Raw genomic sequence first — 19,024 nt, forward strand, 5'->3', positions numbered from 1 at the left:
AATAAGCAGATATCATGTCTATATTCCGTTTGTCGAAGAAGTAAACTTTCTCTTTTTATAGAAATTTTTAGAATAATATGAATTTATTTTATAATTAATTAGCCATTAAGTATATTTCCTATTTCTAATAGTAACTTCAATTTTATTTATATATAAACTGCTTGTTTCCATAATGAAATTCGTTTGTTAGGCTATTTAAGCAATGTAGTTTGCAATATAAGTAGAACCCTTTGAGATAGTTTTTCTTGTTAAATGAAAATTTCTAAAGTGTATTCGTAATGCCCATTTAGTTATACATTACTAAAAAAGGTGAGTTAGCTGGATACCCAAATACAAAAATGCCCCTCTCGATTGAGAAGAGCTTTTATAAACTGTATAACCTTTAACTATTTAACTTGTAGAAGTTTTTGCTTTTTTATCTATTAATTCATTTGAATAACATAACCCTGTATCTGGTTTAACGAAGATTGAGAACAAGATTCCGAAAATTAGAAGTAAGCCCGCGGCTAATAAGATGGAATATGCAAAACCAAGCGATACGTTTTCTCCTGCTGACTGGACAAGCACACCAGTGATAACAGGTCCAATCATCCCTGCTATATTCATAAACGATGTGCCAAGGCTCGTCATTAATCCTGAACGGTCAGGCAGCAACTGCATTAATACCTGCGGACTAATCGCTAAAATTGTATAAGCAAAGCCTTTAGCCATGCTAAGAGCGATTGTTATCCAGATAGGAGAATGAAAAATCGTGATGGAAGCAAGAAACATGCCTGCTACTATTAATGAAATTCCTGCAAAGTATATACGTGATGTCCGAAAATTGTGATTCTTTTTATATAAACGATCCGAAAGAGTTGAAATAAAAACTGATACGATAACAGAGCCAATTCCAATAATCAATGCGGTATATCCCATTTGCATCGGTTTCATCTCTACGACTTTAGTAAGATAACTAGGCATCCATAGTCCCAGCCACATCGTTAACCAAACACCTGAAAACGCTGCCAATAATGTAAATAGGCATGTAGGCGACCTTAAAATGACAAAGAACTCTGACCATGCAAATTTGGGTGGAGCTAATTTTACATGATTTACATCCACTTTTAAAGAATGAGTTTCAGGTAATAGCATCCAAATAATCAGAAAAACCACACTGAGTAATCCAAGAGAAGCAAATCCAATACGCCATCCAAATTTTTCGATAAGCATAACTAAAATAGGGGCTGATGCTAAGGTACCTAACATACTTCCAGCGTTTACAATTGAAATAGCCATACCTCTTGATTCAGGCTTAAACCATTTACTTACGTGACTTATAGCTGTTGGAGCAAAGGGACCTTCCCCTATACCAAGCAAAACACGATAGGCAACCAACATAGGGAGGCCTGCAATGGCAAATGCTCCAAATTGTAAAATAGACCAACTTGCTAACATTACTGCAATAATTTTTTTTGTTCCAATTCTATCTGACCATGCTGCTCCTAAGATGCCAGATATTGAAAAGAGCCAGAAAAAACTACTTCCTATTAACCCCCACTGTGTATATGTGAGATTAAATTCACTCATAATAGATTCTGCAGCATACCCTATGATTGATTTATCTGCAAAGTTAATGGCCATGGTAAAAAATAAAAATACTAATACATACCAGCGCATATTTTTTTCACCCTCCTATAAAATACAAAATCCATTAACAAGATTTTTACCTTTCTCTATGAAATTCTGTCGGCACACGGTTAAAGCGCTTACAAAACAAATGAACCTTTTTTATTTTCGGAAGAGCAAATAGATGTGTACGAAAAATTCACTGTATTAAAAGGGACGGGATGAAATTTATAATCAACACTTAAGTGCAGGCCTACTACAAATAAAATACTCTTTTTATTCAGTCAATTTCTGTCGGATGAATTTATAAAATTCCTAAAATCTGGGTTTCACCCAACTTTTTGGTAGTCATTAAAACTTGATTACGTCTAAATCATTCGGGACAAAAATATCACCACTGAATACGTTTTCAGCTTCAGCTAGTACTTTCTTAGGGTTCATCTTAGGCAAGAAATGAGTTAATACCAATGAAGTGACCTTAGCCTTTTCTGCCGTTGAAGCTGCCTGTGCAGGTGTACAGTGTTCTTTTTGCAGGTTCGCCCATATTTTTTCTGCATTTTCCATTTGATCACCCTCAATTAATGTGAGAGCTGAGTCATGAATAATCATGTCAGCTCCCTCTGCCAACTTGGCAAGACCGTCTGTCGGAGGTGCCGTATCACCAGAAAAAACAATTGATTTTCCATCTTTTTCAAACCGGTAAGCAAATGTCGGGACATTGTGATTCATACGGGCGCAGGTAATTTCAATCGGTAAATCTAAAGCGACAGTAGATGGAACTTCAATTTCAATGATTTTCACATCGTATATTCCTGCTTCAGGTCTTCCGAGTGACATGCGATAAGCAATATCTTCTTTTAGCATATCTAATAACAATTCATGCATCTTTTTTGTACCTAAAGGCCCAACAATTGTCAGTTCACGTCTCCCTTCAACCCAACCACTAATTAAGAAGTTGGCATATCCCAAAATATGGTCAGCATGTAGATGTGTAAAAAACACATACTTCACCTCCTGCGGAGGAATCCCAGATTTAACTAATTGCATCGTTGCTCCTTCACCGCAGTCAACCAATATTGGCAAATTGCCCATGATTAACAGTTGTGCCGATGGTATCCTTTCTGAATTTAATCTAGGACTTCCTGTACCAAGCATAATTACTGAGTTATTCATATTCCTCTCCCTTTCTTTTCTTTTTGACCAAAATGGATTAAAGTGGCTATATATATATAATGGACTAACGTTAATCATCAACTTTAGTCCATTTTGGTTTTAAATAATCTATATTGTTACTTTATCTTGAATTTTTTAAAAAATCAATCTTTTTTCTGAGCTGTTATATTTAATCTAGGAAATATGAATCAAAGATCAAAATGGCTGAGCCTACAGCTGCCGCGTTTTCTTTGAGTTTCCCCTGTGTGAATATCACCTCTTTTTCTTTCTGAATATTTTTTTTCGTATACTCAATCACTTTTATAAAATAATCCTTATAGTCATAAATAAACGGCCCATTTAAGATAACTAAATCAGGATTGAAAAGATTAATTAAATTAGAAAGACCAATCCCTAAATATTGGGAAGACCGTATTATTACGTCCTCAGTTATTTTGTCCCCTTGCAGAAAGTATTCCATCATATCATTAAGCGATGCTTTCTGAAAAAGCTCATCATTCATGTTTCCTACTAATCCTTTTACTTTATTCAATTCATTCAATATACCTTTAAATGATGTGTATGCAACAATGCAACCCCGCTTACCACAGGAACACACATTGCCATCCACATCAATAATCATATGGCCATAGCCGTTTGTACTCACATAATTTTCCTGCAGAATTTCCCCATTCATAATGATTCCGCAATCCATACCCCAGCCGCCACTAACGCAAAAAAGAATGTTTTTATGTACAGAATTTGCCGCATGATACTCAGCTGTTGCAGCCGCATTTGAACTTTTTTCCAGTATTACTCTTACTGGGAATTTTTCCTGTATCATTTTCACAATGTGAACATTACCCCAGTTTGCTTCGAGAAGCGATTCGGGTTTCAAGATAATCCCATCATTCCGATTCAGAGGGCCGGTTGTGACAATACCGATTCCCAAAAGTTTTTCCTCATCAATATCGAACATCTCCATAAATCTCTGAATTATATTTTCCACTTTCATAATAACAAATTCTGGTGTGTGGATTGAGGTCATGGCAAACGACTCTTGGTCTATCTGATTGTATCTTAAATCCACCAGTACAACATTAGTCTTCATTCTAGAAATGTGTATACCAATGATAAAATTACTTTCTTGTTCCACATCGTACAATATAGGTGGGCGGCCAATTGATTTCTCCTCAAATCCGCTTTCCTTGATTAAATTGTTTTTTAAAAGCTCATCTATCATACGAACTAACGTTGTTTTTTTGATGTTTGTCATCTCGATTAATTCATTTTTATTAATTGGTCCATATTTATGTATTAGTAAATATAATTTTTTTAACTCCTGTTTTTTCGAAGTTGGTTTTTCAAAAAATAGTTTTAACACTTTGTCACCTGCTTAAAAGAATTACTTTCACCTTAAATTTACCACAAAACGATCCATAATAGTCTAACCTAAAACGATTGAAAATCTCTTTTAAATGAAAGAAAGGTTAGTGTATAAAAAAGATAATGCCTTTCCTTTCTTATTGAAGGAAATTAACAAATTTAGACACCCCAATTTTATTAAAACGATTGTTTTTCCTGACTAGCCATAAATTTCTTGTTATATCTATCCTGGAAATACCCACTTCCCGCAAAAAGCCTTGCTCCAATTCCCTGGCCACTGTCAACCTTGGCAAAATGCTGATTCCAAGTCCAGCTTCAACCGCACTTTTTATCGCTTGTGTGCTGCCAATCTCCATGTAGCTGTCTATTTTTTCTAAAACTCCATGCTCCCTTAACATGTTTTCTACTATAAGCCGTGTTCCTGAAATGGATTCACGCCATATCATCCTTTCATTCCCCAATTCCTCAAGCTGGATTTCTTTTCTGTCTTTCCATGGGTGATCGGACGGACATACCAATATCAATTCGTCCTCTGCGAACTTGTCTACAATAAAATCGCCGTTTTCCACAAGTCCTTCCACCAAGGCCAAATCAATGACATCGTTTGAAAGATCCTCAAGAACCCGGGGGGTATTTTTTATCGTTAATGTCACTTTTATTTCAGGCTGTTGTTTTTTGAATCTCCCAAGCAAGCTCGGTAACAAATACTCACCGATAGTCAAGGATGCCCCTACTATTAGGTTTGCATTGTACTTGCCAGTGGATTGCTGAATCACTTCTTTTGAATGGTTGAAGTCATTTACAATAGCTTTTGCAAAAGGGTATAACAACTTTCCTGCCTCTGTAACTCTCAGCCTTCCTTCCTCACGGTCGAATAACAAAGTGTTATAATAATTTTCCAGTTGATGGATTTGTCTGGTTACAGCGGGTTGAGATAGGAAACTTAACCTCGCTGCCTGGCTTATGCTTCCTTCATCCACCACTAAACAAAACATTTTTAGATTTTCTAATTTCAAGAAAACGACCTCCATGTTTTTAAATAGTTAATTAAAATGATAGCATCATAATGGTAAATGGTGAAATGAAAAAAGTGTGCCACATCCCTTAATAAGCGAGGCTATTAAATTATTGGCGACATTCTTTATAAAACGGATAAATCTTCTGGGTATAACGTTTTGTTATACCCGATGATTTTGTTGCAATTTACCCATTCCTTTTTCTTTGATATGTTAGTAATAAGATTTAAACTTAGCGGCAAAGGAAGTGACTGATGTCAATGAAAGGACAATGGAAAACTCTATTCCATTTATTTTGGACCTTTTTTAAAATAGCACCTGTCACATTCGGAGGCGGGTTTGCGATGATCCCTTTAATCGAAAAAGAAGTGGTCGAAAAGAGGAAATGGATGAAAAGCGAAGAAGTTACGGATGTTTTTGCGTTATCTCAGTCCGTACCGGGAGCTGTCGCCATAAACTCCGCCACCTTTATCGGCCATCGAATTGCCGGAATGAGGGGGGCAATGGCAGCCATGATCGGTGTTTCATTACCTACCTTTTTAATTGTTCTGCTCCTAGGCATTTTGTATTTTTTCATTCAGGATAATCCGAAGATAGAATCCGCATTCATATCGATCAGAGCTTCCATAGTAGCCATCATCGCCTATGCGGCTATCAAGATAGGAAAAACGGCTGTTGTTGACAAATCAACTTTCTGTATTTTATTAGCAGGAATTCCAGTCCTCTTCTTTCTTCACCCTGTGATAGTTATAGTAGCAGGAGCTGTAGTGGGTATCGTGACAATCTCCATTAAGAGAAAATTAGGATACGATGTCAAGCTGGACAGAAAAGATTTGACAAAAGTAGAAAATGATTTCGAACCTTTCATGGGTGCTGGCATATAGTCAAATCAAAAAGGGTCTAACTAATTTTCAAGAAAGCGTGTGATAGAATGATGGTATTGTGGGAGTTGTTCAGCACCTTCTTTATTATCGGCTTTGTATCGTTCGGAGGCGGATACGCCATGATTCCCGTAATAGAATCGGAAGTCTCACAGAATGGATGGATGACGACGCAACAATTTACCGATATAATCGCCATTTCCGGGATGTCCCCAGGACCTGTCACAGCCAATAGTGCCATTCTCGTTGGCTATTCGACTGCTGGATTAGCTGGAGCCATATCATCCGCTCTCGGAATCTTGCTACCTGCTATTATATTCGTGACCGTTATAGCCACCTTCTTCAGCAAATTGAATCATTATCCCGTTATTCAATCCATGTTTTATGGATTAAGACCCATTGTCACTAGTCTAATCCTCTTTGCAGCAATCAGTTTAGCACTTTCCAATCATATGATAGCCCCGAACTTTTCATGGCATACGATAAGCTTATTACTCGTTTTTGGATTATCGTTATTTGCCCTGATGAAATTACGCTGGCACCCAGTCTATGTAATTATTCTTTCTGGTTTAGTTGGGGTTGTCCTCTATTCATGACAAATGCCGCACGAAAAACCATTATCATTTTGGACCAGAATGAAGCAGTTATTTTGGTTATTGAAAATTGTTTACCATAAGAAATACCAAACAGATAAATTGAAAACTGCCTTGATTACTTTTTGAACACTGATACTGACATATGGTGCGAAGATTTCACCCATAAAGAAAACACCCTGTATCCAATGATCCAGGGTGTTTTTCATTTCCTATTCTCATTTTAAGAAGTCCGTTTCTTCGTTTCATCATTTCCCGACTGAAAACGTGGATAACCAATCAAGATGGCCACGACTCCACAAAGTCCAATCAGTATTGGGTAATATGAATACGGCAAGATGCTTATCGGAGAGATCTTTGCTACCCCTGCTGCAACAAGCAGTTGTGCCCCATATGGAATTAACCCTTGGATACAACAGGCAAAAACGTCAAGTAAGCTCGCCGATTTACGCGGATCAATCCCATACTTTTCAGCGATATTTTTGGCAAGTGGCCCAGCAATGATAATCGAAATCGTGTTATTTGCCGTTGAAAGGTTCGTCAAGCCAACAAGCCCGGCAATGCTGAATTCCGCCCCTTTTTTTGATTTGCTATTTCGGGTTACGAGTTGGAGTAGATAATCGATGCCACCATTATGTTTGATTACAGCAACCATACCTGCAATTAAAATGGCAAGGAAGGATATTTCATACATTCCCGCCATTCCTTCACCAACTTTTTGAATGACACCCAACGGTTGATAACTTCCATCAGCCAAGCCGATGATTCCGGCAAAGACGATTCCGATGGAAAGGACCAGGAACACATTGACTCCCGCCAATGCAGTGATCAATACGCAAAGGTATGGAAGAATCTTCACCCAATTATAAGAATTTTGGGTGATATCGGCTTGTTCACCCATCGTTAATATTCCTAGGATAGTACATGTTATGATGGCAGCAGGTAAAACGATGAAAAAATTCACTTTAAACTTATCCTTCATTTTCGTTCCCTGTGTTCGAACTGCAGCGATTGTCGTATCTGAAATGAATGATAGGTTATCCCCAAACATCGCACCACCAATAACGGCCGCCATTGAAAAGGCAAGCGAAATATCGGTTTGTTCGCTAATTCCCACCCCGATAGGTGCTAGGGCTACAATCGTTCCCATGCTCGTCCCCATAGATAGAGAAATAAAACAAGCGATAATGAATATCCCTACCATTAAAAGATTTTGCGGAAAAACGGCTAAAGCAAGATTCACTGTTGATTCAACTGCCCCCATGCCATTTGCAACTTCGGCAAAAGCGCCGGCTAAAAGGAAAATGATAACCATTAACATAATATTGGCGTCACCGGCACCTTTACAGAAAATATCAACCTTTTGATTTAAACTTTCTTTCCGGTTCATTGCCAATGCAGCTGCTGATGCAATAGAAATGGCTACAATCACCGGAAATGAATAAAAATCTTTAGTGACGATTCCGGACCCTATAAATAAAATTAAAAATACGACAAATGGAATCAATGCCCATGGATTCCCTTTATTGTTTGCACTCATGATGTACACCTCTTTTTATTTTTCCCATGACATGTGTCATAGCTTTTATTCTTTTAACAGTTTTCGCAATTAGCACCAATTTGAATTTGATTCTCCAGTCATGGAGCTATGGCTAAAAAACTGTCGGCATAAAAAAGACCCCTTCTATTAAACAGCAAGAAGAGGTCTTTTAATTTATAAAAAACACCCTCCTTATCTTTCAGGCGTAAATCAGCCTGCTGGATTTGGCACAGCACTCCTATTAAGTCCGCTGCCGAGACATCTTCGGGCCAGTCCCTCCGTCTCTCTTGATAAGAAGATCAAATTTATATAATTTATCAAATATTACGATGCCTGCCAGAAAAGTACCAGGCTGGAGACTTGCTGAAACCATCTCAGTTTGTGAAGTGACATCGAAGTCGTTTTGAAAAGCAAATATAAGAGTACAGCATTTTGTCTATTTTCGCAAGGTTTAGTTTTAAAGTATTTCACATGCACTTCTTAATGATTATTTAGAAATCTTGACATGTTCAGTTAATCGGCACGGAATTAATATAAAAAGAGGTCTAATGACCTCTCATCAAATTTGTTGTATTAGGTTAGGTGAATTTTTTTTAGTCGAGTTCACATCAGTCGATACCTCAAAAGCTTCCATTTGTTCCGAATCGAATGACTTTAAATACTGCTGCAGATATGCAGGATCATTAATTGAAGGATTCAACCAATCTTTTTCATCTTCTGGTTTAAGGATGACAGGCATACGATCATGAATGCTTTTCATCAGCTCATTAGGAACGGTTGTTATAACGGAGCACGAGTAGATGCTGAGGCCTTCAGGAGATTTCCAGGATTCCCATATACCGGCCATTCCAAATGGAGCATGATTCTTCAGTTTTATTCGCATCGGTATTTTTCTTTCTGGTGTCTTCTTCCATTCATAAAATGAGTCGGCGATTATCAAGCATCTCTTCTTCTTATACGCATTCTTGAAGCTTGTTTTCTCTGCAATGGTTTCCGCTCTGGCATTGATCATTTTATAGCCCACTTTCTCGTCTTTTGCCCAGAAAGGAATAAGTCCCCACCGAAGATATCCAAGTCGGTTCCTTGTCCCGTCATTAATGACGGATAGCACGGAGTGGGAGGGAGCAATATTGTAGCTGAATTGGTATTCCTCATCAAATGATCCCTGAATACCAAACCGATCTTTTATATCTTCAATGTCAGTGAAAAGGGTGAAACGTCCACACATAATATCGCCTACCGTATTAAGATTTATTACAGTGTATCAAATGGAACAGGAAGGTACAAATCAACGTTCTAAAATCCTGATGTCGGTAAATGGCTGATTAAATAATTCACTGGAAATCAAAAGGGTGCCAAGGACTTCTCTTTCATCTTCAGCTTTAATGATTTCCGACAAAATTAAGGTACTGCCATTCCTTACCGTTACTTTATATTCATTCATGGAATCCCCCCTCAAAAGGCTAGATGCTTGTTATTATAAACCAAAAAAACACAAGTATCAGTATTGAACTCTTGCAGAGTCATGGTTAATCTACTAATGAAGAGACAGTATGGAGGTTCCTTTATACTTTAAAGGGTTAGTCGAACAATGCCCGGGACCATAACTCCTTTTATTGGCGGCGTAAAAAAGACTGTCCATGAATGATTCATGGACAGTCAAGCGCTGTCAAAGGTTTTTCGATTCAATACTGATAATTGATTACGGAGATGGCATTTTAGGAAAGCCATTCATTATTTAAAATGCAGTAAAACCTCATTTATTAAATGTGCTGCCAATGTAACGGTTTTATTATTTTCATCCAACGAAGGATTCACTTCCGATATATCAAAGGAGAGGATCTTTTCATTCGATACGATATGCCTGATAATGGCACGGACCAATTTCGGATTCAGTCCAAACGGCGATGGAGCACTTACCCCAGGTGCGTAGGCTGAATCAATAACGTCCGTACATAATGTAAGAATAATGTAGTCATATTCCTTAGCGAATTCATTTATCCGCCGCTTAGTTTCATCCATTTCGTTCAATGACAAATCTTCTTCCAATATGTAGTCGACCTTACTTCTCTCGGCAGTTTCAAACAGTGCCTTCGTATTCCCCTGCTTCTGAATTCCGACACATAAATAACCACAACTTTTATCTTCGTCCAAAATTTGCTTAAACATCGTTCCTGATGAACTTTCTTTTTCATAAGGCCTCATATCAAAGTGAGCGTCAATATTAATGATTCCCAATCTAGCCTTTGGTCCAATGGATTTCCTAATCCCAAGATAATGGCCATACAGGGTTTCGTGCCCTCCCCCAAGTATGATAGGAATCGCTTCACTCTCCAATATACGGGTAACAGCTGACCCCAGTTGGGATTGGGCGTCCTCCATCTCTGTACCTTCACATATTACATCACCAGCATCCACCAGCTCGGTTTGAGAAGGTAAATGACAGGGTAATTTCGCCAATGACTGCCTAATATGATCAGGGCCCTCTGCAGCACCAATCCTGCCTTTATTCCTTTTGACGCCTTCATCACATTTGAAGCCAATCAACCCAAAGGTCCTTGATGCATTGGAAGAGATGGCTAATTCCGAAATCGGTGCCAAACGTACTCTTTGGTGGTATCTGAAGCTGTCCATGTCAGATTGGGAATCAATTCTTCCGTTCCAATATTTTATAGTCGGATTTGTATACATAGTTTCTCCTTTATTTAAAAAATTCCGAAATATCTTTTTTTAAAATTATAAATGAGATAATATATAATTACCAATACAAAAAATCAATATATCTATAGTTTAAAGCTATAGCAAGGAGAATATATGGATCTACGTCAACTTCGATATTTCACTACCATTGTCCGGGAAAAGAATTTCTCAAAAGCGGCAAAAATGCTGCATATATCACAACCCTCCCTAAGTAATGCCATAATGAAATTAGAAAATGAAGTTGGTTTTCAGCTTTTGGAACGCAATACAAGGGGGCTTGAGCTTACGGAAGCAGGAGGGATTTTTTATACGAGATCTGTTGATCTGTTAATAAGATTCGATAATATGCAAGTGGAGCTTAAGGAAATGAAGGATGTTGGAAGCGGAACAGTATCAATAGGTTCCATAGAATCATTCAAATTTTGGTTCCCGAAGATAATCAGGAATTTTAAAATCAATTATCCTAATATTCATCTAAAAGTCAGGGAAATATTAGGGGAAGAGAAGGTTTTCGATTCGTTAAATCGGTATGATGTTCATTTCACCATCACAAACCAGCCCATCAACACCGATGAAATTTTGTCCACTCCCCTTTATAAAGAAAGATTCATGCTTTTGATCCATAAAGATGACGAGTTAAACGAAAAAGAGTCCATCACTTTCCAAGACATTGCAAAGAAAGAATTGATCATCAGTACAACTGGATTTCAAACAAGAGATGATATCTTAAGAGCATTTAAGGATGAAAATGTAATTCCTAATATCCTATACGAAATAGAAAGGCTTGAAACGGCTTGCAGTTTGGTGGAAGCAGGGCTTGGGGTGACAATTTTACCGGAAAACTATATAAGATCCGCTGCAACCCCCAATACTGCAATTCGCGCAATCGATTCGAATTATTTGGAAAGGACTGTTTACCTGGCCTATTTGAAAGATCGATATCTGTCTCCTGCGGTATGTAGGTTAATCGAGGACATACATAGCTTTTTTAAGAGTGATGTTAGGAACGGTGACTAAAAAAAATCCAGCGGTAATGACAAAAAAACATTCCCCATATGCACATCGCACAAGGGGAATGTTTGATTTAATTGCTCTGGCCATTTTCCTCGACTTCCTTTTTAACAGCTTGCTGGAGGAAATTCAGTCAAAAATTCATCAGGGCAAAATTAATTCGTGACACTGCCATCATCGTCTGGATCTTCAATATCCGCCGGATCTTTTTCCAATAGTGCCTCTTTGTCTTTTTCGTTCCATTTTGCTTTATATCCTAATGATTTCGCTACTCTTAACACAGGTAGATACGATTTTTTATCTGGTTTAAATATTTCTAAGTCCCCTGTTCCAATTGCACCCAAACCAAGTAACAATTTGTCTGATTGGATATAGGGTTTTTCATCTATCAGTTTCATTTGTTCAGCCGTATAAGGATAAACGGCTCCATTCACTTTTAAGGTAAACGGTCCCTTTTTTTCTTCTTTTATTTCTTTTGGCTTTTTCGATTTATAGGAAACATTATACACTCCTTGAACAGTTCCTTCTCTCGTATTATCGGCTCCTCCATACATTTTCCCTTTTTCATAATCATAAATAACAGCTTGCACATTTCCGATATGCTGGGGTTTTTCTTCATAAACATGGCCTTTTGCCATTAACTCCAACCTTGTATTTTGTTCAATTCCAGGTTCCCATCTAACTGTCGGATAGCCAGCAGAATAAATACGTGGCGCTAATATGGCATCTTGAATTAACATTTTATGATCAAACACATTCATAATCGTTTCAGATACAGATGCTATTATCGTCGCTCCCCCTGGTGAACCAATGGCCATGAAGGGATTGCCATCTTTTAATACGAAGGTCGGGGACATACTGCTTCTTGGTCTTTTTCCTGGTTCCACCTGGTTAACTCCACCCGGTGTTGCATCAAAATCCGTCATTTCATTATTTAGCATGAATCCATAATCAGGTACCATGATACCCGAACCGAATACTTGCTCGATTGTAGTCGTATAAGCAACCATATTTCCCCATTTATCCATTACAGAAAAATGGGTCGTTTGACCGATCGGTGTTTTCTCCTCTTTTACCTTCTTCATTGAAGTGGGTTCTTTGCCCTCATACTTCCACGGATCGCCTGCCTTGACATCAGCTGTTGCTCTATTTGGATTGATGAGTTTTCGCCTTTCTTTAATATAATCTTCATCCAATAATCCTTTTGTAGGTACATCATAAAAATCTTCATCTGCCATATAGGCAGCTCGATCGGCAAAAGCAAGATGCATGGCTTCCGTGAGATAATGAAGATACTCAGGTGTGTTCGCCCCCATCTTTTGTACATCGAATCCTTCCATAAGCTCTAGGATTTGTAGAACGGTCAAACTGCCTGAGCTTGGTGAAGCTGCCCCTACCACTTCAAATCCCCTATATTCCGATTTAATCGGCTCTCTTTCTTTCACCTCATAGTTTTGCAAATCCTCAGTTGTCATCGTTCCTTCACGCTTTTGAACTTCTTTGGTAAGGGCTTCCCCGATTTCACCTTTATAAAAAGCCTTGGAACCTTGTTTTTTTATTAACTTAAAAGTCTTTGCCAAATCTGGTTGAACTAGGGTGTCTCCCTCTTCCAATGGCTTTCCGTCTGGTACAAAAACCTTTGCAGCCGCTTGGTTATTTTTAAGCTTTGTTACATTTTCATCGATATATTGTGCTGTTGCCCAATTGACTTTAACACCTTGTTCAGCTTGTTTAATGGCCGGTCCTATGACTTGTGATAATTTCAATGTTCCATATTTCTCAAGAGAAGTCTCTACACCCATCAGAGTTCCAGGAACAGCAACCGCTTTACCAGATGTGTGCCGCTTACTAAAAGGAATAGGCTTTCCCTTTTCATCTAAAAAAAGTTCAGGCGTAACATTTTGCGGTGCCATTTCGCGATTTTCAATCATCGTTATTTTATTTTCCTTTTTATTATAAATCATGATAAAACCACCGCCGCCGATTCCAGACATCATTGGTTCAACCACATTTAGCGATAATTGTATGGCTGCTGCTGCATCGACTGCGTTTCCACCTTGTTTTAATATCTTTATGCCCGCTTCGGCTGCTAACGGATGGGAAACTGATACGATTCCTTTTGTTGCTCCCTTTCCCATTGACCCATCCACTCCAGGGACACTTGCAAAAGCTGGTGTGATCATACAAAAGAAACTGAAAGTAACTAAAATAAAACTTTTTAAAAATTTCATGAATTAGTCTCCTTTCAAAATAAAACAAATTGGGTTTCAACATAAGCCAACTGGATATACGAGCAAATGACTCTACTTTTGCAAGTGGGAATATGCTGGTCGATCGCTATAATAGCAGTCGGCACATTCCCTGCTCTCTTTGATATTTCACTTCAAAAATCCCCCCCTCCCCTCCCGATTGCCGAGATAATACCGGTTAACCTCAAAATCATAATCAATAAAAAAAACACTTATAAATTTGTTAAAAAAACTCCACCTCATGTGTTTTCATCAACTGCAAAAAATTATAATGTTATTATTCTGCCCACAACCTCACTTTCCCTTTTTTAACAGAATTAGGAACACCCTCCAAAGGCACTAGTAATACATAAAAAAGTTTTATATAAATCAAAACAACAAGCATAAATGTGTAATAACACCTATTAAAAACAAGAAAAATCAGCTATTTAATAGGGATATTTTACCTTTTATTACCTTTTCTTCCTTTCTTTAAGGATAATATTGACTCTTCCAATTTAGAAATATATTATTGTTATAAACTTATAAGACTATGTTATAAAATCAACATCCTAGCATTTCTATCCTTTAATCGTTATTTCCAGCTTTTGTTAGAGAGGGAATTAAAAGTCCACCCTTTCTTTTACCAGCCGGTTTTAGCCTTGTATTTTCAAATCCAACTGAAGTGGGTGATTGTTTGAATTTCCTATCCCTCCGCTATTTCATAGAGGTTTCTAACCATCTTAGTTTCAGTGAGGCTTCCAAAACCCTGCATATTTCCCAGCCCGGACTTAGCCAACAGATTTTATCCCTCGAAAAACAATTAGGCTTTAAACTATTGAATCGAACGACAAGAAAAATTACATTGACGGACGAAGGAGAATACATCTATAAAAAACTAGCTCCTTCCTTTGAAGATATTGAGAAAACAGTGAATTACATAGTTGAAAATAAAGCTATCCCCAAGCCTAAACTGAAGATTGCTACCGTCCCTTCTGCAGCCAGTATATATATCCCGAAGTTATTGAAAAAGATAGTGGGGGAATACCCGGAGACAGAATTTTACGTGCATGAAACAACATCTTCAAGGGCAGTGAAACTCTTAAACCAACAAAATTATCACATCGGTTTCATCCGGACGCCCATTCACAGTAACATCATTGCCAATGAAGGATTAAGCATGATTGAATTCATGAGGTTCCCTTTACAATTAGTCGTCTCCATTGATCATCCACTAGCCCAAAAAGATGCTATACATTTATACGAAGCAAAAGACGAACCTTTTATCCATTATGATGCCGTCCAGGCACACTCCCTTCAATTCCTTTTGGAAAAGGCTTGTCTGACTGCTGGATTTTCACCTAAAGAGTTATGTAAAGGCTCTGAATTACTGACGATCGCCAATCTAATATCCAATAACTTAGGCGTAGCCCTCATGCCGGAAGATATGGTGAGTTTGTTGGGAAAACGCCAAGTCAAAGCCTTGAACATCGATAACTCGGAATTATCAAGTTCCATATCGGCAGTTTGGAAAAACACGGATGCATCAAATCTGACAAAGTATATTTTGAATACGTTAAAAAATGATCATGCTTTTAGCGATATATGAGTATCTTGTTTAAAAAACCGGAAGCGACCCAGGGTGAAAAAGGGTCGATTAGAATAAGAAGCATGCTAATCGGTATTAAAAAAGCCCCATTCCTCTTGTGGCACTGAGAAACGGGGCTTTTAATATTGGATAATTCCACCTCTTAAACTTCTTATTTGAGATGGGCGGGAAGCTTCCTTAACTTATTAAAACCTTAAATTAGCAGACTCTCCATACCGGCAGGGATTTCCATAAATCATAGACTTGTTTAAACTCTTCTGCTACAGTAGCTTTCGGCCGACCGAAGGGCACACCATTTTGCAAAGCCACATCAATTCCTTCACGTTGCCGTTTTCGTATACGGTCCCTCTCCTCTTCCGCCATCCAGGAAAGGATTTGTACCTCGTCTGAGCCACACCGTATAGTACATAAGGTGTCAAATAGCGTGTGCCAATCAAGTTATTGGATGCTTGGAGAAGTCACAGCAACTCTGAGATGGTGTATTTAACATCCTCTTCTGGTGAATATCCTTCTTTAGCTACACCAGTTGTAACGGCAATAAGCAATGCTTTTCCATGCCGCTTTTCTCCATTACTTCCAAAAGCCCAGCCGTAGGTAACGACTTAATCCTACCATTGTTATAACAACGTAGGTGTGCTTTACCAGTAGAAAGGAAATTGCAAAATGTTACGATCGTGTTGCTCTATTAAACTCCGCTAGGATACGACATTAATCTTCTCATCGGTGTAAGCCTCATAAACACGGTGAACAGTAACATTGGCTTGCTTCTCCATTTCTACCGTCAAAGGTCTATTGCACGAGAAGCAGTTAAGTCTGGGTGAAAAATAAGAACTAACGTTTTCATTTTATTATCTCTTAAAGAATAATTTGTTTGTCACTTGGTTTATATTTCACTAATACCAAATCTATATTCTGGATAATTCGTTAATCTTGTGGAATGGTCAAAACGATTTTCCCGAAGTTTTCTCCCTTTTCCATTCTGAACAGTGCCTCGGATACCTGCCCCAACGAAAAAGTTTCGTCCAATATAGGGTGAATTTCGTGTTCCTCTACGAGTTTCACCATTTCGGCAAAATCTTGCGGGCTTCCCATCGTTGAGCCTATCAGAGACATTTCTTTTACAGTAATGCTTGGCAGGAGGAGATTCGGTACTGGGCCTCTCGTTGCACCGAAGCTGACGATTCTGCTACCAATCTTGCCAAGTGATATCAGTGTTTTGAACACTTCGCCACCAATACTGTCGATGGATAGATCAATACCGCCCGTTAATTTCTCCAGTTCCTCCGACCAATCATCTGATGTGTATTGAACACCTCCGGTTGCACCGAATCTTTTTGCTTTTTCGATCTTTTCTTTTTTGCTGGATGTTACGAAAACTTCCGCCCCTAGTGCTGCTGCAAACTGAACGAGATAGGTGGCTACGCCTCCGCCAACGCCAGGTATCAGAACGGTTTCGCCATTTTTCACTTTACCTTTCGTCACAAGAGCACGGTAGGCAGTTAAACCAGCAAGTGGGAGTGCTGCCGCTTCTTCCCAAGATAGATGGGACGGTTTCGAATAGACATTTTCCACTTGCACCTTTACATATTGGGCAAAAGTTCCATCAATTGGATTGCCAAGAACTGTGAAGCCAGCTCTTTTTTTGCTCGTATCGTTCCCCCAGTTTAGACCAGGATTAATAATCACTTCGTCACCAATTAAGACATCCTCGACTTCGCCTCCAACCTCAACAACTTCTCCTGCACCGTCGGAACCGAGAATAGACGGCAGCTTAATACCAGGATATAGCCCATGTACGACCATTAAATCCCGTCGGTTAAGAGCTGCCGCTTTTAATCGCACAACGACCTCTTTCAAACTAGGCTTAGGCATTTCTACATCTTCCAGTTTCAGTTGATTTGGCCCACCTATTTCTCTTAACATCATTGCCTTCATATGATTATACCCATTCCTTCCGCCTTCGGCTCAAGGCATAAAACAGAATGAAATAAGTTTCCCTTGAGCCTTTTTATATTATCTAAAACCAAAGTAGTACCAGTACATTACAATAAAGTTTAGGGAAGAACTGTCTAATATCTTGGAGTATTCCTTATACTTTTTTTAAATGAATTAAATATCAAATATCCAGTTCGCAAATCGTTTCACGACTTTAGGATCTCTTTTCGAAGGAATTAAACTCTCTTTCGTATCTATTGCCGCAACTGCGTTCATATCCTTTCCACTTATTTCAAAGTCAAAGATATTGAAGTTTTCAATTATTCTCTCTTTGTGAGTAGACTTTGGAATTGCAACGACTCCTCTTTGTGTGAACCAGCGTAAAATCACCTGAGCAACTGATTTTTCATATTTTTCAGCTATGGATACTAAAACCTCATTCTGAAAAATGTTATTTTTACCTTGTGCTAAAGGTCCCCATGACTCATGTTGAACATTATACTCCTTCATAACTTGAGCAGACTCTAGCTGTTGGAAGAAAGGATGTGTTTCTATTTGGTTTACAGCAGGAGTTATTTCGTTATGGAGTATCAAATCTACTAGACGATCGGGTTCGAAATTACTCACTCCGATTGCCCTAATTTTCCCTTGTGCGTATAAATCCTCCATCGCACGCCAAGAGCCATATACATCACCAAATGGCTGATGAATTAAATACAAATCCAAATAATCCAATTGCAGTCTTTCCAGTGATTTTGCGAATGCTTTCTTTGAACTCTCATAACCGGCATCCTGAATCCAAAGTTTTGTTGTAATAAAGATTTCCTCTCTTGGCACGCCACTACGTTTGATTGCTCTGCCGACAGCTTCTTCATTTTCATAAGCTGCTGCGGTATCAATCAGACGATAGCCAGCCATGAGTGCATCGTAAACTGCCTGTTCACATTCATTTGCATCTGGAATCTGCCAAACACCAAAGCCAAGTATAGGCATTTCAACACCATTATTTAAAATAACCTTTTGCATATGAAATCCTCCTATTTTTATACTTTGTTTTTCCTTGAAATAAATCCCTCATACTTTACATAACTCATAATGGGTATTTAATTTTGATCCTTGAACAATAATAAAATATATAACCTTCGAGTAACACGAAGTCAATAATGAAATTTTCATTTTTTATTTATTTTAAAGATCTTAACTTAGCAATATCTTCATCTGTTCTATTCCCGTGCTTTTACCAACTGAGATTCTATTTGGTCAAATTCTTCCTTCGTAAGGAAAACGTCAGCTACGCCTAAGTTCTCTTTAATTCGTTCGATTTTACTAGAGCCAGGTAGGCCCATCCCCATGACTGAACCCCAT

17 protein-coding genes, 1 pseudogene and 1 riboswitch are annotated in these 19,024 nt (G+C 38.3%); of the genes and pseudogenes, 5 read left to right on the forward strand and 13 right to left on the reverse strand.

Annotated elements, in window-relative coordinates; genetic code table 11:
* Positions 1 to 390: 390 nt before the first annotated feature.
* The 4 genes from BW986_RS24005 to BW986_RS24020 form a co-directional block, all read right to left on the reverse strand.
* Positions 391 to 1,659, reverse strand: coding sequence for an MFS transporter (locus tag BW986_RS24005; RefSeq protein WP_076371516.1), 1,269 nt, complete (start codon positions 1,657 to 1,659; stop codon positions 391 to 393).
* A gap of 300 nt (positions 1,660 to 1,959) precedes the next feature.
* Entirely contained in the window at positions 1,960 to 2,781 is an 822-nt protein-coding gene (locus BW986_RS24010) for an MBL fold metallo-hydrolase (protein ID WP_076371518.1), read from the reverse strand.
* A 169-nt stretch (positions 2,782 to 2,950) separates the two neighbouring features.
* Entirely contained in the window at positions 2,951 to 4,144 is a 1,194-nt protein-coding gene (locus tag BW986_RS24015) for an ROK family transcriptional regulator (RefSeq protein ID WP_076371520.1), read from the reverse strand.
* Positions 4,145 to 4,283: 139 nt separating this feature from the next.
* Positions 4,284 to 5,162, reverse strand: a complete 879-nt coding sequence (locus BW986_RS24020) for a LysR family transcriptional regulator (protein ID WP_076371522.1) — start codon at positions 5,160 to 5,162, stop codon at positions 4,284 to 4,286.
* A gap of 254 nt (positions 5,163 to 5,416) precedes the next feature.
* On the opposite strand from BW986_RS24020, the gene BW986_RS24025 reads away from it, so the two are divergent.
* Both BW986_RS24025 and BW986_RS24030 read left to right on the forward strand, forming a co-directional pair.
* Positions 5,417 to 6,046 carry a chromate transporter gene (locus BW986_RS24025; protein WP_260320956.1) on the forward strand — a complete coding sequence of 210 codons (630 nt, stop codon included), beginning with the start codon at positions 5,417 to 5,419 and terminating at the stop codon, positions 6,044 to 6,046.
* Between the two features lie 47 nt (positions 6,047 to 6,093).
* A complete protein-coding gene (locus tag BW986_RS24030) occupies positions 6,094 to 6,639 on the forward strand; it encodes a chromate transporter (RefSeq protein WP_260320957.1) in 546 nt (181 codons plus the stop codon).
* Between the two features lie 220 nt (positions 6,640 to 6,859).
* Here BW986_RS24030 and BW986_RS24035 read toward each other — a convergent pair whose 3' ends face one another.
* From BW986_RS24035 to hutG, 4 genes are all read right to left on the reverse strand, one after another.
* The gene (locus tag BW986_RS24035; protein WP_076371524.1) at positions 6,860 to 8,176 is read right to left on the reverse strand and encodes a Na+/H+ antiporter NhaC family protein; all 1,317 of its coding nucleotides are present in this window, start codon (positions 8,174 to 8,176) and stop codon (positions 6,860 to 6,862) included.
* 189 nt (positions 8,177 to 8,365) lie between these two features.
* A riboswitch (SAM riboswitch) is annotated at positions 8,366 to 8,473 on the reverse strand.
* 262 nt (positions 8,474 to 8,735) lie between these two features.
* Positions 8,736 to 9,404, reverse strand: a complete 669-nt coding sequence (locus BW986_RS24040) for an SOS response-associated peptidase (RefSeq protein WP_076371526.1) — start codon at positions 9,402 to 9,404, stop codon at positions 8,736 to 8,738.
* 60 nt (positions 9,405 to 9,464) lie between these two features.
* The gene (locus BW986_RS30410; protein ID WP_153246094.1) at positions 9,465 to 9,620 is read right to left on the reverse strand and encodes a hypothetical protein; all 156 of its coding nucleotides are present in this window, start codon (positions 9,618 to 9,620) and stop codon (positions 9,465 to 9,467) included.
* A 290-nt stretch (positions 9,621 to 9,910) separates the two neighbouring features.
* Positions 9,911 to 10,867, reverse strand: a complete 957-nt coding sequence (hutG, locus tag BW986_RS24045; RefSeq protein ID WP_076371528.1) for a formimidoylglutamase — start codon at positions 10,865 to 10,867, stop codon at positions 9,911 to 9,913.
* Positions 10,868 to 10,990: 123 nt separating this feature from the next.
* On the opposite strand from hutG, the gene BW986_RS24050 reads away from it, so the two are divergent.
* Positions 10,991 to 11,893, forward strand: coding sequence for a LysR family transcriptional regulator (locus tag BW986_RS24050; protein ID WP_076371530.1), 903 nt, complete (start codon positions 10,991 to 10,993; stop codon positions 11,891 to 11,893).
* 149 nt (positions 11,894 to 12,042) lie between these two features.
* On the opposite strand, the gene ggt is transcribed toward BW986_RS24050, so the two are convergent.
* Positions 12,043 to 14,118: a gamma-glutamyltransferase gene (gene ggt / locus BW986_RS24060; RefSeq protein WP_076371534.1), complete on the reverse strand. Its 2,076-nt coding sequence runs from the start codon at positions 14,116 to 14,118 to the stop codon at positions 12,043 to 12,045.
* Between the two features lie 694 nt (positions 14,119 to 14,812).
* Between ggt and BW986_RS24070 the strand changes: the two genes are divergently transcribed.
* A complete protein-coding gene (locus tag BW986_RS24070) occupies positions 14,813 to 15,724 on the forward strand; it encodes a LysR family transcriptional regulator (RefSeq protein ID WP_076371538.1) in 912 nt (303 codons plus the stop codon).
* Positions 15,725 to 15,946: 222 nt separating this feature from the next.
* On the opposite strand, the pseudogene BW986_RS30925 reads toward BW986_RS24070, so the two are convergent.
* Positions 15,947 to 16,105: pseudogene (locus tag BW986_RS30925) on the reverse strand (recombinase family protein); the annotation flags it as partial.
* Between the two features lie 45 nt (positions 16,106 to 16,150).
* Here BW986_RS30925 and BW986_RS30415 point away from each other — a divergent pair.
* Positions 16,151 to 16,318 (forward strand): hypothetical protein, encoded by a 168-nt coding sequence (locus tag BW986_RS30415; protein WP_179086155.1) that lies wholly within the window; start codon positions 16,151 to 16,153, stop codon positions 16,316 to 16,318.
* Positions 16,319 to 16,648: 330 nt separating this feature from the next.
* Here the strand turns inward: BW986_RS30415 and BW986_RS24080 are convergent, their stop codons facing one another.
* From BW986_RS24080 to BW986_RS30930, 3 genes are all read right to left on the reverse strand, one after another.
* Positions 16,649 to 17,659: a zinc-binding dehydrogenase gene (locus BW986_RS24080; RefSeq protein WP_076371540.1), complete on the reverse strand. Its 1,011-nt coding sequence runs from the start codon at positions 17,657 to 17,659 to the stop codon at positions 16,649 to 16,651.
* A gap of 174 nt (positions 17,660 to 17,833) precedes the next feature.
* Complete coding sequence (locus BW986_RS24085) at positions 17,834 to 18,685, reverse strand: aldo/keto reductase (RefSeq protein ID WP_076371542.1); 852 nt, start codon at positions 18,683 to 18,685, stop codon at positions 17,834 to 17,836.
* Between the two features lie 197 nt (positions 18,686 to 18,882).
* Positions 18,883 to 19,011: a hypothetical protein gene (locus BW986_RS30930; RefSeq protein ID WP_260320958.1), complete on the reverse strand. Its 129-nt coding sequence runs from the start codon at positions 19,009 to 19,011 to the stop codon at positions 18,883 to 18,885.
* Positions 19,012 to 19,024 lie beyond the last annotated feature (13 nt).

The sequence above is a fragment of the Peribacillus simplex genome (assembly GCF_900156045.1).
GTDB lineage: Bacteria > Bacillota > Bacilli > Bacillales > DSM-1321 > Peribacillus > Peribacillus simplex_D.